Annotated in this window: 13 protein-coding genes; 5 read left to right on the forward strand and 8 right to left on the reverse strand. The window is 56.2% G+C overall.

The window, feature by feature from the left end; all coding sequences use genetic code 11:
- The first annotated feature begins 146 nt into the window (after positions 1-146).
- Positions 147-1,064 carry a tRNA (adenosine(37)-N6)-dimethylallyltransferase MiaA gene (gene miaA / locus DYU11_RS26250; RefSeq protein WP_229366055.1) on the forward strand — a complete coding sequence of 306 codons (918 nt, stop codon included), beginning with the start codon at positions 147-149 and terminating at the stop codon, positions 1,062-1,064.
- Here the strand turns inward: miaA and DYU11_RS26255 are convergent.
- The 8 genes from DYU11_RS26255 to DYU11_RS26290 all read right to left on the reverse strand — a co-directional run bounded on the left by DYU11_RS26255 (position 1,061) and on the right by DYU11_RS26290 (position 8,171).
- On the reverse strand, positions 1,061-1,354 hold the full coding sequence (locus tag DYU11_RS26255; RefSeq protein WP_009279869.1) for a rhodanese-like domain-containing protein: 294 nt from the start codon (positions 1,352-1,354) through the stop codon (positions 1,061-1,063). The two genes, miaA and DYU11_RS26255, sit on opposite strands and share 4 nt — an antisense overlap.
- A 125-nt stretch (positions 1,355-1,479) precedes the next feature.
- Positions 1,480-3,324, reverse strand: coding sequence for a T9SS type A sorting domain-containing protein (locus DYU11_RS26260; RefSeq protein WP_119670713.1), 1,845 nt, complete (start codon positions 3,322-3,324; stop codon positions 1,480-1,482).
- A 25-nt stretch (positions 3,325-3,349) separates the two neighbouring features.
- Positions 3,350-4,126, reverse strand: a complete 777-nt coding sequence (locus DYU11_RS26265) for a PASTA domain-containing protein (RefSeq protein ID WP_119670714.1) — start codon at positions 4,124-4,126, stop codon at positions 3,350-3,352.
- 132 nt (positions 4,127-4,258) lie between these two features.
- On the reverse strand, positions 4,259-4,852 hold the full coding sequence (locus DYU11_RS26270; RefSeq protein ID WP_119670715.1) for a riboflavin synthase: 594 nt from the start codon (positions 4,850-4,852) through the stop codon (positions 4,259-4,261).
- 33 nt (positions 4,853-4,885) lie between these two features.
- Complete coding sequence (locus DYU11_RS26275) at positions 4,886-5,662, reverse strand: class I SAM-dependent DNA methyltransferase (RefSeq protein WP_119670716.1); 777 nt, start codon at positions 5,660-5,662, stop codon at positions 4,886-4,888.
- Between the two features lie 54 nt (positions 5,663-5,716).
- Positions 5,717-6,664, reverse strand: a complete 948-nt coding sequence (locus DYU11_RS26280; protein ID WP_119670717.1) for a glycosyltransferase family 2 protein — start codon at positions 6,662-6,664, stop codon at positions 5,717-5,719.
- A gap of 8 nt (positions 6,665-6,672) precedes the next feature.
- Positions 6,673-7,782 carry a DegT/DnrJ/EryC1/StrS family aminotransferase gene (locus tag DYU11_RS26285; RefSeq protein ID WP_119670718.1) on the reverse strand — a complete coding sequence of 370 codons (1,110 nt, stop codon included), beginning with the start codon at positions 7,780-7,782 and terminating at the stop codon, positions 6,673-6,675.
- Positions 7,779-8,171 carry a sugar 3,4-ketoisomerase gene (locus tag DYU11_RS26290; protein ID WP_119670719.1) on the reverse strand — a complete coding sequence of 131 codons (393 nt, stop codon included), beginning with the start codon at positions 8,169-8,171 and terminating at the stop codon, positions 7,779-7,781. The genes DYU11_RS26285 and DYU11_RS26290 overlap by 4 nt, the downstream gene beginning before the upstream one ends.
- Positions 8,172-8,394: 223 nt before the next feature.
- Here DYU11_RS26290 and DYU11_RS26295 point away from each other — a divergent pair, with 223 nt between their 5' ends.
- From DYU11_RS26295 to DYU11_RS26310, 4 genes are all read left to right on the forward strand, one after another.
- Positions 8,395-9,030: a DUF1684 domain-containing protein gene (locus DYU11_RS26295; protein WP_119670720.1), complete on the forward strand. Its 636-nt coding sequence runs from the start codon at positions 8,395-8,397 to the stop codon at positions 9,028-9,030.
- 216 nt (positions 9,031-9,246) lie between these two features.
- On the forward strand, positions 9,247-11,691 hold the full coding sequence (gene pheT, locus DYU11_RS26300) for a phenylalanine--tRNA ligase subunit beta (protein ID WP_119670721.1): 2,445 nt from the start codon (positions 9,247-9,249) through the stop codon (positions 11,689-11,691).
- A gap of 87 nt (positions 11,692-11,778) precedes the next feature.
- Positions 11,779-12,117, forward strand: a complete 339-nt coding sequence (locus DYU11_RS26305; RefSeq protein ID WP_119670722.1) for a hypothetical protein — start codon at positions 11,779-11,781, stop codon at positions 12,115-12,117.
- A gap of 19 nt (positions 12,118-12,136) precedes the next feature.
- Positions 12,137-12,463 carry a cell division protein ZapA gene (locus DYU11_RS26310; RefSeq protein WP_310589506.1) on the forward strand — a complete coding sequence of 109 codons (327 nt, stop codon included), beginning with the start codon at positions 12,137-12,139 and terminating at the stop codon, positions 12,461-12,463.
- Positions 12,464-12,589 lie beyond the last annotated feature (126 nt).

Below are 12,589 nucleotides of genomic sequence, written 5' to 3' on the forward strand. Positions count from 1 at the left end.
TATCGACGGCAGACGCTGTAACTGGCTTTTAATCAACAGTGTATTCGGACTGATTCGTCGCCTGACCTGAGCGGCTAACCCGCCCCGCTTTATGGATTACCTCTGAATTGGTTACTTTTGTTGTTGCACTACGTTTCTCCGTTTCGTTGACCAAGACGCTGCTTGTTATTGCCGGGCCTACAGCCGTTGGAAAAACATCGCTGTGCGTGCAGTTGGCCAAAGCTCTTCAGACCGACGTCGTGTCGGCCGACTCCCGCCAGCTTTACCGCGAACTGACCATCGGTACAGCCAAACCAACGCCTGCCGAGATGGACGGTGTCCGGCATCATTTTATTGACTCTCATTCGATCACCGAACTGGTCAGCGCCGGGCAGTATGAACGGGAAGCCCTGGCTCTGCTCGATCAGTTGTTTCAGGAAAAAGACGTAGTAATCCTTTCGGGCGGAACGGGTCTGTACATCAACGCGGTGTGCTACGGCCTGGACGATATGCCCTCAACCGACCTGAACACACGGGAACAGCTCATGGCACGCTTGCAAACCGAAGGGCTGGCAGCTTTACAGGCCGAATTACGTCGGCTCGATCCGGTCTATGCACAGACCGTCGATATGCAGAACAGCCAGCGGGTGGTGCGGGCCCTGGAGGTGTGTCTGACTACGGGGCGGCCGTATTCGTCGTTCCGGCGACAGGAAGCTGCTGAGCGGCCTTTTCGGTCGGTGATGGTTGCACTCGACCGCCCGCGCGAGGCACTCTACGAACGAATCGACCGGCGGATGGACGCTATGCTGGCCGCTGGCCTGGTCGACGAAGCCCGATCACTTTTGCCTTACCGCGCCCACAACGCCCTTCAGACGGTCGGTTATAAAGAGGTATTCGAGTATCTGGATGGTGCGTACGAGTACGAAGAAATGGTACACCGGCTCAAGCGCAATTCGCGACGGTACGCCAAGCGCCAGGTGACGTGGTTCCGCCACCAGGGCGACTTCCGCTGGTTCGGCGCGGAGGACGTAGAGGGGATACTACAAATGAGCCGCCGGGCGACCCCACCCGGCGGCTCTGACTAAAGAGCCTGATACGCCAGCATGCCGCCGGTGACGTTGCGGACGTTGTTGAACCCGTTTTCTTCCAGAAACTGCTGAGCGCGGGCGCTCCGTGCCCCTGACCGGCAATGCACAATCACTTCTTCGTCCTGCAGCCCGTCGAGTTCATCCACGCGGTACGGCAGTTCGCCCAGCGGAATCAGCTTGGCACCAATGTTATATTCTTCGTACTCGTTCGGCTCGCGGACGTCGATGATATTCAGTTGTTCGCCTTTGTCGAGCCGTTCTTTCAGCTCCTGTACGGTAATATCCATGATCTGTGTGTTTTTACTGGCTATTGATGGTCAAACAGAAAATCGGCCGGAGTCATTCACTTCCGGAATGGCTTGCCGGAAACTACGGCAGCAAGTCTACTACTTAGCGGGCAGAATTAACAGAGCTACTTTTGAATAATTAGTTTCTGCACAACCGTTCGGCGGTCGTCGGACAAGCGGAGCAGGTACAAACCATCTCTCAGATGGCCCAGATCAGCCGTTTCCTGACCACGAGCCGGGGTCAGTTCGTACAGCAATCGCCCGCTCAGGTCCAGTACGTCGATCCGTGTTAACCGTTCGTTCTCCCAGCGGATTACGCCACTGGTCGGGTTGGGGAACACCATCAGGGGCCGGATCGCTTCGGGTTGGGGCAGGGACGTAACGACCGTATCCGGCCGCCCCCCCATTACGGGCCTCAGCATAAACGCACCCCGAAGGTTCAGCGCGGGCGTACTCAGGTTCTGGTCCCAGCTGCTGCCGCCGTTGTAAAAAATCTGGTTGCCAAACGGACTATTCTTATCGAAGCCGATTCGGAAGAACGTCGTATCGCTGATGCTGATCTGTTGATAGCCAATGTAGAACGTATCCCGCACGGAAATGCTCCGGTCGAAGCGTAGGTCAACGAACCCGTTGCGGTTCGGCGGATACTGGGTAGCAAACGACTTCTGGTAAACGGCCGTGCCGGGGCGACCGTTGCTGTTGCTGTATACCGTGAGCACAAACGGCTGGCCGCTCTGATTGGTCCGGAACGGCAGCACACACACCCGCACGCCCGACACAACATCTGGCTTGCTGGCAACAAACCGAACCGCCCACCGCTCGCGGGGACCAATCTGCACCCCAAACTCGGCCGTACCGTCGTCGTAGGCGTAGTAGTCGTCCAGGGTTGTCACGCCCGAGATGGTATCGTTCTGGCGCAGATTTACCCCCGGAATGGAAGGGTTCTGATCATCGGTGGTCAGTACGTCGAATTTGTAGCGTAACACGGCCCGGGCAGCGGCTCCCAATCCGGCCCCGGTGAAGCTAGGCCGCGTACTTTTCACCTGCGAACTGAGCCCCTGAATCAACACGGAAGTCTGGTTGGGTGTATCCTGCAGCACTTGCCCCGTCAGTTCGTCGCGAACGGTGAAGCGGTAGGTGGTGAAGTTAAAATTGTTGAACAGGTTATTGATATCCGTCGTGACGGAATCGGCCAGCTCAGCAGCCGGATTAACCAGAAACTGCGTCAATGGCATGGCCGAGTACCGTTTCAGGAGCGGACCGGGAGCCTGCCGGGCCGCTACGTCCTTGACAAACCGGTCGCCCACCGTACGGCCTCGGTTCAGGTAAATGTAGTCGATGCTCCACGTATCGAAGGGGCCACTTTCCCGCCCGAACGAACGGAACCGAAACTGAAACCCGGCGTGCAGGTAGTTTGCTGAGCGAACAGCCACGAAGACCTGATTGAAATTGTTGTTGGGTTCACCACCCACTGCAAACCAGACCGTTCGCCAGGCACCGGCCTGATCCCGGAACTGGAGCGTCAGCGAATCGCCGGGGTCGGGGGCTTCGCCGAGGCCGCGTATCTGCCAGTAGAAACTCAGGTAAACCGAATCGGCCGGTGTGAGTCCACCCAGGTTGATCGGCAGCGACGCCAGCGTATCGGTGTACCCCTGCGAAAATTGATTGTTCCGAACGTAGGGCAGACCGTCGGCACGAAGTCCATCGAACGACGCTACGTTGACGGTCGGCTGATTGATGGCCAGCGTATTGTTGATGTAGACCCCACTGCCGGGTTGCCAGCGGGCCGGATTGGGCCGGTCGAGGCCGGGGCGTCCCTGAGCCGTCGAGAAGTCGTCAAAAAAAGGCAAAGCCAGTTGGGCAAAGGCGCTGGTATGGAGCAGCCAGGCAACGATCAGCAAAAGGCCCGGCCGCAGCGTGCGTCCGGCAAGGCCCCGGTATGACAGCAAAGACGTAGAAATCAGGTTCATAAGGATTAGGCTCGTCGCTCTCCGCTCAGTCCGGTTCAATCGGCCCGACCACCCACAGATCAATCTTCTCGCCTACCCGGATGCGTTCGCCGGGTCGGGCTTCGGGTTTTTGCCGGACCACCGTTCCTACTTCTTTTTCGGGATCATCGACCGAGATTTTGGTACCCACCTTCAGGTCAGACCCTACGATGATCGTAACGGCCTCATCCAGCGGCTTACCTATAACGTTGGGCACTTCAAATATCGTACTACCGAGCCCATCGCCAATTTCGAGATCGATTTTGGCGCCTTTCGGAACGGGTGTACCCGCCACTATTTCTTTGCCGTTGTAGAACTGACCCAGCACCGCGTTTTTGGCGACGTCGGGGACGTATTTGCGCTCCCCCACTTCCAGACCGGCCGAGCGCAGGTTCAGTTCGGCGCTGCGGTACGTCAGGTTGATCAGGTCAGGCATACCGACCGAGGGCGGAACGCGCTTGATCAGCGTCAGATAAATTTTTCGGCCTTCCTTCACTTTGGTGTTCGGCCGCGGGTACTGCGCATGCACCGTCAGGGGTTCGGCCCCGGCTACGAACGTACAGTCGGTGGTCACCTCATACCGAAGATTGCGGTCTCCCAGAAACGTCTGCACCTCATTCAGGCTCATTTTCGTTACGTCCGGTACGGTGATCGTCTGACCGTGGTTGGTCGTGAACGGCAGGTACACAAAAAAGAAACCGAGGAACAGAACGCCCACCAGGGCCAGGATGATGCCAATGTGAATCAGCAGGTCAAAAGGGGATCGGGTGCTGATTTTCGTCATTCAATTAAATGGGCTTACGGTTTTCTGTTTACGGTTCACGGCCTTCCTGTTGGCGGCACCTCTGACGGAAACCCGTGAACTGTAAACCGTAAACAGGTAATCAGATTGGTAAAAATAGCGGAATCGGACTGCTTACCGATAGCCCGCCAGCATTTTTTTGATATACTTCCCAACGATGTCGAACTCCAGATTGACGACGTCCCCGGCTTTCAGATCCCGAAACGTCGTGTGCTCATAGGTGTACGGGATGATCGTCACCCGGAAGCCGTCGTCGTGTGAGTTAAAAACGGTTAAACTCACGCCATTGATACAAATCGATCCTTTTTCGACGGTGACGTTGCCGGCCGCATTCGGATCGTACTGAAAATCAAACAACCAGCTACCGTTCATGTCCTGCACATTGGTACAGATTCCGGTCTGGTCGACGTGCCCCTGCACGATGTGCCCATCGAAGCGGCCGTTGGCGGGCATACAGCGCTCCAGATTCACGCGGTGGCCGGGTTTGAGCCGACCCAGATTGGTTTTCTGCAGGGTTTCGTCAACGGCCGTTACGGTATAGCTGTCGCCCGCAACACTCGTGACGGTCAGGCAGACGCCGTTGTGATTAACGCTCTGATCGACTTTCAGCTCAGTAGCCAGCGATGAGTCAATCCGAAAGGTAAGATTAGTTCCTTCGGCTTCAATCGCCGAAACGGTACCGGTGGTTTCTACAATGCCAGTGAACATAATTCCGTAAATGTAAATGGGTCGGCGGGTGAGTTACGGCCTTTTCGGCTGCCTGCCGACAGTTATAAACAGCGAACTGCCAAAAGGCGTTCGGGGTAACACCCGGCGCTCGACCTTAACTACCCGGTACAGCGCTTCATTGACAACTTCACCAGGAAAATACACGTCCGAACCGGGGGCGTCGGCCGTCCGCCAGCCGAGCCGTAGCTGCAGATTCTGCCACTGCCGGATAGCCAGAATCAGGGGCGACAGAGCCAGGCTCCAGTACGTAGCGGATTGAAGCGCAAGACCGGCTGTAGGCAGCAGTTGCTCAAAATCCGCCCGAACGAACCGGCGCGTACTCCCGACGGCCAGATCGTGCTGTCCCCGAAAAACGTTGAAGGCGTTGTTGTTGCTGATGAGCAGCCCTCCCGGCCGCAGCCGGCGGGCAAACTCGGTTAACAGTCGCGTCAGAGCGGGATCATCGAAGTAGCAGAACACGTCGTTGCAGACGATCGCGTCGACCTGCTGCCGGGGTGCGTACGCAGCCAGTTCGTTGAGGTTCACACGCGTCACGTTCAGGCCCCGTTCGTGACAGAACGCGACCGCATCGGCCGACCCGTCGACGCCCTGCAGGTGTTCGTAGCCCGCCCGGCGCAGAAAATCCAGCAGACCGCCCGTTCCGCAGCCGGCGTCGAGAATATGGATATTCCGACGTTGGCCAAAATGCCGGCGCAACGCCTGCTCAACGCTTTCGTGCAGAATCCGATACCACCAGAGCCGCTGCTCCAGGCGAAACATCTTTTCGTATTCGTCCCGTTTGTCGAACATAGAGGAATAAGGGAGGAAAGGAGGAAAGAGAGGAAAGGAAGAAAGGGGAACAGCTTACGGCTCCACCCTTTCCTCCCTCCTCCCTTTTCTCCCTCCTCCCCTTTTTAATACATAAGGTGGCAGGCCACTGTGGGCCATGAACAGTTTACCGACGTACTCACCCAGCACGCCGATAAACAGGCATTGCAAACCCGCCAGGGTCAGCACCGCCCAGATGACAATCTGCCAGCCCGCAACCCGGTAGTCAGTCGCTATCGACACTGCCAGCAGACCAAAACCCAGTAACAGACCCAGCCCGAACAGGCCCAGGCCCAGTACAGTGAACACCCGCAACGGCCAGAGCGAGTAGCCGATCAGAATGTTCAGGAACAGTGACACCAGTTTTCTGAGGGTGTAATTCGACTGGCCTTCGCGCCGGGGGTCGTGCGGTACTTCCACACTGCCCACGTTGCGGGTCACGCGAAAGATCAGGCCATCGATGTACGGATACGGCCCCTGGTATTTTCGGATTTCCGCCACAACGTCGCGGTGAATCAGCTTGAAGCTGGATAAGTACAGGCCGGATGGTTTATTCAGCGAATAGGTCGTCAGCGTATTGACGAGCCGACTGCCCAGGTTACGAAACCAGTTGTGTTTTTTTTCGGCGTAGCGGCTGTACACCACATCGTACCGACCCGTTTCGGCCGTTTTCAGCAACGTAACGATGGCTTCAGGGGGATTCTGAAAATCGTCGTCGATAATCACAACGTACTCGCCTTCCGTCTGGTTAAGTCCGCACAGTACGGCATTAAACTCCCCAAAATTTCGGCGGAGCGAAAAAAAGCGCACGTTGTCGAACCGATCCTCCAAGGCCAGACAAACCGCTTCGGAGCCGTCGCGGCTGCCGTCGTTGACCAGAACGACTTCGAACGACAGGGGTTGCAGCGCCGTTTGTAAACGCGCCACCAACGGCCCAATGGTTCGCTCGCTGTTGTAAACGGGAATGACGACGCTCAGTTCCATGCGGCAAATTAACGTCCAAACTGGTTTACTGCGTCGATTACGTGCTCTACGTCCGCGTCGGTCAGGCTGGGGTTAAGGGGCAGGCTAACCACCTCCCGGTGAAGCTGCTCCGAAATTGGCAGTGATGCATTGGCGTACGCAGCATAAGCCCGCTGGCGATGGGGTGGAATGGGATAATGCACGTCTGTACCGATTTCCCGCTCGCGCAGATACGCCCGCAGCGCGTCCCGCCGAGACGTAGTTTGCCCATCGTCCGGAACGCGCACGACGAACAGATGCCAGGCATCGCTGTCGATCTGATCGGCGGGCGGCAACAGAACCGTCGGTCCCAGCCCAGCCAGATACAGCCGCGCCAATGCCCGCCGTCGTTCATTATCGGCGGCCAGACTGGGTAATTTTACGGATAGAACAGCCGCCTGTACTTCGTCAAGGCGACTGTTGTGCCCGGCATAATCGTTCACGTAGCGCTGCGCTGAACCGTAGTTACGCCAGGCCCGGAGCCGGTCGGCCAGACCGTCGTCGTTGGTTGTAATAGCGCCTGCATCGCCGATCGCCCCTAAGTTCTTGCTGGGGTAAAAGCTCCAGCCGGCCGCATGGCCAAGACAGCCGGCCGGTCGCCCTGCATACAGCGCACCGTGCGCCTGGGCGGCATCTTCCAGTACGTTCAGATTGTAGTACCGGGCCAGGTCCATGATCGGCGTCATGTCGCAGCAGCGGCCGTAAAGATGCACAGGCAGGATAGCCCGGGTTCGGGACGTAATAGCCGCTTCGATGCGGGTGGGGTCGAGCAGGTACGTTTGCGGATCCGGTTCTACCCAGACCGGCGTCAGACCGGCGTGCGTAACACTCAGCACGGACGCAATGTAGGCGTTGGCCGGAACGATAACCTCGCTGCCGGCCGGAAAATCCCAGGCTTTCAGCACGAGCGTCAGCGCTTCCAGCCCATTGGCCACGCCAATGCAATGGCGGGTTCCGCAGTAGTGAGCAAACTGTTGTTCAAACGATTGAACCTCTTTCCCCAGAACGTACCAACCCGATTGAATCACTCGTTCGGTAGCGGCACTGATCCGGGCCTGATAGGGTTCGTTAATTCGTTTAAGGTCGAGAAAGGGAATCATTCCGAAGCCGCCAGTACCCGGCTGTTCGGGTAAGGATCGTAGATATAATCGTTTTTATCGTACGGCTCGTTGGAGACAACCAGCAGAATAGCGTCCTCCGAAAACTCATCCATAATGTGCCAGTCTTCCGGTTCCAGCACCAGACACTGGCGGGGGTTTGTGAGTCGGTACGTCGCTTCTGACTGCCCGTTGTGACTATAAACCCGGCAGCTACCCGACAGGCAGACCAGCGCGTTCCAAGCCCGATGGTGGCGGTGCCCCGCACGCGGACTTTGCCCAGCTTCGTAAATGTAAAAAACCCGTTGAATCGTACCGGGAATGATATTCTCAAACACGGTCAGGTTTCCTTTATCTGAAACGAAGGTTTTTAATTCGTGCAGTTGCGCCATCGAACGTTGTAATAAGTTTATTTAGTGGGACTAATCCACGCTTACAGCGGGGCCAAAGATAAGTAGAAACACGCAATAAACACCTGAAAAGCTCTATGATAACATGTCACTATGATGCCCTTTTCTGCTACCTATTGCAACACATCACATTAAAAACCCATTAAATATAGATGAGAGAACCGTTTCTATTATTCACTATTGACATGCTTTTGTTTCAAATCCTATGTTAAAAAATAAATTCTTTTTGACCGGCCTATTTCTGCTGGTGCTTATTGTGCTGTATTACAGCTTTTTCGATGGAGGTAACCTAACCTCCGGTGGGGGTGTCGATGAGGTGATCGAGCCCGAAACGTACCGTCAGCAGATTGATGCGGAGCGCAAGCGAAAAGATGAGTTTTTTCGCACCAGTGAGCAATCGCCGATTACGGACAAAGACGCCTTCAAAGGACTTCGGTATTTTGCACCGGACCCCGACTACCGGATACCGGCTCGGCTCGAACCCTTCGCCGACAAAACGCAGAAACTGGTCATCCGTATGACCGACGGCAGTGAGGAAGTATACGATAAATTTGCTCACGCCGTATTCAGCCTCAACGGCGAAACCCACCGACTGCTGATCGTCAAGCAGGGCGAAACGTACGCGATTCAGTTCCGCGACGCCACCTCCGGCCAGGAAACCTACGGCGGTGGGCGCTACATTGAACTCAACCCCGACGACGTAACCGACAACCGCGTAACCCTGGATTTCAACGCGGCTTACAACCCTTACTGCGCCTACAACCCTACGTTCGCCTGTCCACTCCCCCCCGCCGAAAACAAGTTACCCATCGCCATAAAAGCCGGAGAGCGGTATCATTGAAAAGGGGAGAAAGGAGGAGAGGAAGGAAAGGAGGAAGGGGAGGAGAAGATGAAGGCGATACAGGGATTCAATAATGAACCCTGTCATTCCCTTCCTCCCCTTCCTCCCCTTCCTCCTTTCTTCCCTTCCTCCCCTTCCTCCTCTCCTCCCCCTTTCCTCCCTTCTCCCTTTTCTCCTTTCTTCCTACCTTTGCCTTTATTTTCGAATTGCCGCCGTATGGAAGTTTCTTATAAGTGGTTACAGGAGTACATTGAGTTGCCCGAATCGCCCGAAGAAGTGGGAAAACGCCTGACGGGCACGGGGCTGGAAGTAGAAGGCATTGAAAAAATAGAAGCAATACCCGGCGGCCTGGAGGGAGTTGTGCTTGGCGAAGTGCTGACGTGTGAAAAACACCCCGACGCCGATAAGCTAAGCATCACGACGGTCGACGTAGGTGGTGAACAACCCCTCAACATCGTTTGCGGAGCACCCAACGTAGCGACCGGACAAAAAGTAGTCGTTGCGCTGGTCGGAGCAACCCTTCACCCGACAAACGCCGAGCCGTTTCAGATCAAGAAAGCCAAGATTCGGGGGGCGGCCTCGGAGGGGATGATCTGCGCCGAAGACGAAATCGGCCTGGGTACGTCCCACGCCGGCATTATGGTGCTCACTACCGACATGCCGAACGGGACACCCGCAGCCCGTTACTTCAACCTCGAAGCGGATTACCAGATCGCCATCGGCCTGACACCGAACCGTATCGATGCGGCTTCGCACCTGGGCGTAGCCCGCGACCTGAAAGCAGCCCTCAACCGGCCCCTGCGCTGGCCGTCGGTGGATGCCTTTGCCGTTCAGAACCACGACCTGACGATCGACGTTCGGGTGGAGGCCCCGGAAGCCTGCCCACGTTACACCGGCCTGACCATCACCGGCCTGGCCGTTGGCGAATCGCCGGACTGGCTGAAGCAACGCCTGCTGAGCATCGGCCTGAATCCGATCAACAACGTAGTCGACGTAACCAATTTCGTCTGCCACGATCTCGGTCAGCCGCTGCACGCCTTCGACGCCGACAAGATTACGGGTGGGCAGGTTGTGGTTAAGACCCTTCCCGAAGGTACGCCGTTCGTCACCCTCGACGGTATTGAGCGGAAGCTCACGGCCACTGACCTGATGATCTGCAACGGTGCCACGGATCCGGCCGAAGCCGCCATGTGCATCGCCGGCGTGTTCGGAGGCCAGACCTCAGGGGTAACGGCTTCAACCACCCGCATTTTTCTGGAATCGGCGTATTTCTCGCCGACCTCCGTCCGTAAAACAGCGCAGCACCACGGTCTCAAAACCGACGCATCGTTCCGGTTCGAGCGGGGTACGGATCCCAATATGCCGGTCTTTGCCCTCAAACGGGCGGCCTTGCTGATTCAGGAAGTTGCCGGCGGCACCATCAGTTCCGACGTTACCGACCTGTATCCGGAGCCCATCGAGCCCTTTCGCGTACCGGTGCGTTACCGCAACGTTGATCGGCTGATTGGTATCCGAATCGACCGCAGCGAAATCCACCGCATTCTCGAAGCACTTGACATCCAGGCGGACGACCGCACCGACGAGGGCTTCGTGGCTATAGTTCCCCCCTACCGCGTTGACGTAACCCGTGAAGCCGACGTAACCGAAGAGATTCTGCGCATCTACGGTCTGGATAACGTACCGCTGTCGGACCACCTGGGCGCCGATTCGCTGTCGGAGTTTCCGGCCACCGACCCCAACCAGTTGCAGAGTCGGGTCGGGCAGGCATTGGCGGCTAGTGGTTTCTTTGAAATCCTGACCCTGTCGCTCACCCGTCCGTCCTACCACGACGCCATTCGGCAAACGCTGCCGGGTGCCGACGTAACGCTGCTCAATCCGCTGAGCGAAGACCTGTCGGTCATGCGGCAGACGCTGCTGTTTCAGGCCCTCGAAACGCTGGTATACAACAGCAACCGCCGGCAGAAAGACCTGAAAGTGTTTGAGTTCGGCAAGGTGTATTACAAAGCCGACAGCGACAACGGCACGGGTAAGTACGTCGAGAAAATGCGGCTGAGCCTGGCCATGACGGGCAATCAGCAGGCCGAAAGCTGGCTGGCCAAAGGGCAGCCCGTTGCGTTTCATGATCTGGCCACGGCCGTTCAGCGCGTACTGAATCTGTTCCGTATCCGGGCGTTTGAGACCCAGCCCGCCGATGCTACGTTGTATCAGTACGGGCTGACTTACGTAGTCAACAAAAAGCCCCTGGTCAGTGTGGGGCTGGTGCAGCCGAAGCTGACCCGCCTGGTTGATCTGAAACAGCCGGTCTTTTACGCTGATTTCGACTGGGACGCCCTGCTGAAGCAATACAGTGCCAAAGCCCGCTACGAAGAAGTACCGCGGTTCCCCGAAGTCCGGCGCGACCTCTCGCTGGTGCTGGATCAGGCCGTTACGTTCGAACAGATCAGCCGGCTGGCGCACCAGACCGAGCGGAAACTCCTGCGGACGGTCAATGTGTTTGATGTATACGAAGGGGAAAACTTGGGTACCGGCAAGAAGTCGTACTCCGTAAGCTTTACGCTGCAGGACCCCGCCCAGACGCTCACCGACGCGGCCATCGACAAAACGATGCAGCGGCTGATGACCACCTTCGAAAAAGACCTGGGTGCCGTAATTCGTAAATAATTGAATGATTGAGTTGTTGAACGACTGAATTAATTGCTGTCCAACCAATTCAATCAGTCAACAACTCAATCATTCACTCAGTCAACTATGGTCAGCGAACATCAGATCATCGCCGTCATTGAGCAGCTCGAACGAAAAATCGGGTTGCTTAAGGGCGTTTGTGAAGATGCCAAACGCCGGGTGGAGTTCCTTGAAGGCGAAAATAAACGCCTGCGCGACGATCTGAAGAAACAGGAAGACCTCGCGAAGCGTTTGCACAAAAATCAGGCTAATTCCGATAAACCCTTTCCGAAGTCAAAAGAAATTGGTAAGATTGTAAGCAACAATCTGTCAGCAACAGATACAAGTACCGAACTAAAACAACAACTCGACGAGTATATCCGGGAAATTGAACGGTGTATTGCTCATTTGAGTAGTTTGTCATAAACCAGAATTGGGCCGGTGTATGGACGCCCCGCGTCGATTCGCCGAACTGACCGCAGCGATGGAAGAGCTATCTATTCGCCTTAAAATTGCCGACCGGGAGTACGGGATAAAAGCCGAACCTGACAACGAAACGCTGGTACGCGATGCCGGCCGCCTGCTTCAGGAGGAGCTGAAAAGATACCGTGACATGGGTGTCCGCGACACGCAGGACGCGCTGGCAATGCTGGCCTTCGATTGCCTGGTAACGAAGCTGCGGAGCGATCAGCAAATACAGCGCTTACAACGAATGGTATTTGACAAAATTACTCAATTGGATCAGATCGTTACGCCCGTGATTACCACGTAAGTGAGATCCGTGTTTTTAAGCGCCGGAAGACGAATATAGTTTTGATTGAGTTAACGACTGTTGATTGTCTTAAAAACAAGTACTTACAGGCTTAACATCCGCTGGTTAGGCTGTTGAGTGAGTTTT

This window comes from Fibrisoma montanum (genome assembly GCF_003583365.1).
Lineage (GTDB): Bacteria > Bacteroidota > Bacteroidia > Cytophagales > Spirosomataceae > Fibrisoma > Fibrisoma montanum.

Excerpts from the sequence above, each read along its gene's own strand:
- DYU11_RS26285 (WP_119670718.1), bottom strand. The coding sequence starts at position 7,782 with ATGATTCCCTTTCTCGACCTTAAACGAATTAACGAACCCTATCAGGCC.
- DYU11_RS26255 (WP_009279869.1), bottom strand. The coding sequence starts at position 1,354 with ATGGATATTACCGTACAGGAGCTGAAAGAACGGCTCGACAAAGGCGAA.
- DYU11_RS26305 (WP_119670722.1), top strand. The coding sequence starts at position 11,779 with ATGGTCAGCGAACATCAGATCATCGCCGTCATTGAGCAGCTCGAACGA.
- DYU11_RS26290 (WP_119670719.1), bottom strand. The coding sequence starts at position 8,171 with ATGGCGCAACTGCACGAATTAAAAACCTTCGTTTCAGATAAAGGAAAC.
- DYU11_RS26260 (WP_119670713.1), bottom strand. The coding sequence starts at position 3,324 with ATGAACCTGATTTCTACGTCTTTGCTGTCATACCGGGGCCTTGCCGGA.
- DYU11_RS26310 (WP_310589506.1), top strand. The coding sequence starts at position 12,137 with ATGGACGCCCCGCGTCGATTCGCCGAACTGACCGCAGCGATGGAAGAG.
- pheT (WP_119670721.1), top strand. The coding sequence starts at position 9,247 with ATGGAAGTTTCTTATAAGTGGTTACAGGAGTACATTGAGTTGCCCGAA.
- DYU11_RS26270 (WP_119670715.1), bottom strand. The coding sequence starts at position 4,852 with ATGTTCACTGGCATTGTAGAAACCACCGGTACCGTTTCGGCGATTGAA.
- DYU11_RS26265 (WP_119670714.1), bottom strand. The coding sequence starts at position 4,126 with ATGACGAAAATCAGCACCCGATCCCCTTTTGACCTGCTGATTCACATT.
- DYU11_RS26280 (WP_119670717.1), bottom strand. The coding sequence starts at position 6,664 with ATGGAACTGAGCGTCGTCATTCCCGTTTACAACAGCGAGCGAACCATT.
- DYU11_RS26275 (WP_119670716.1), bottom strand. The coding sequence starts at position 5,662 with ATGTTCGACAAACGGGACGAATACGAAAAGATGTTTCGCCTGGAGCAG.
- DYU11_RS26295 (WP_119670720.1), top strand. The coding sequence starts at position 8,395 with ATGTTAAAAAATAAATTCTTTTTGACCGGCCTATTTCTGCTGGTGCTT.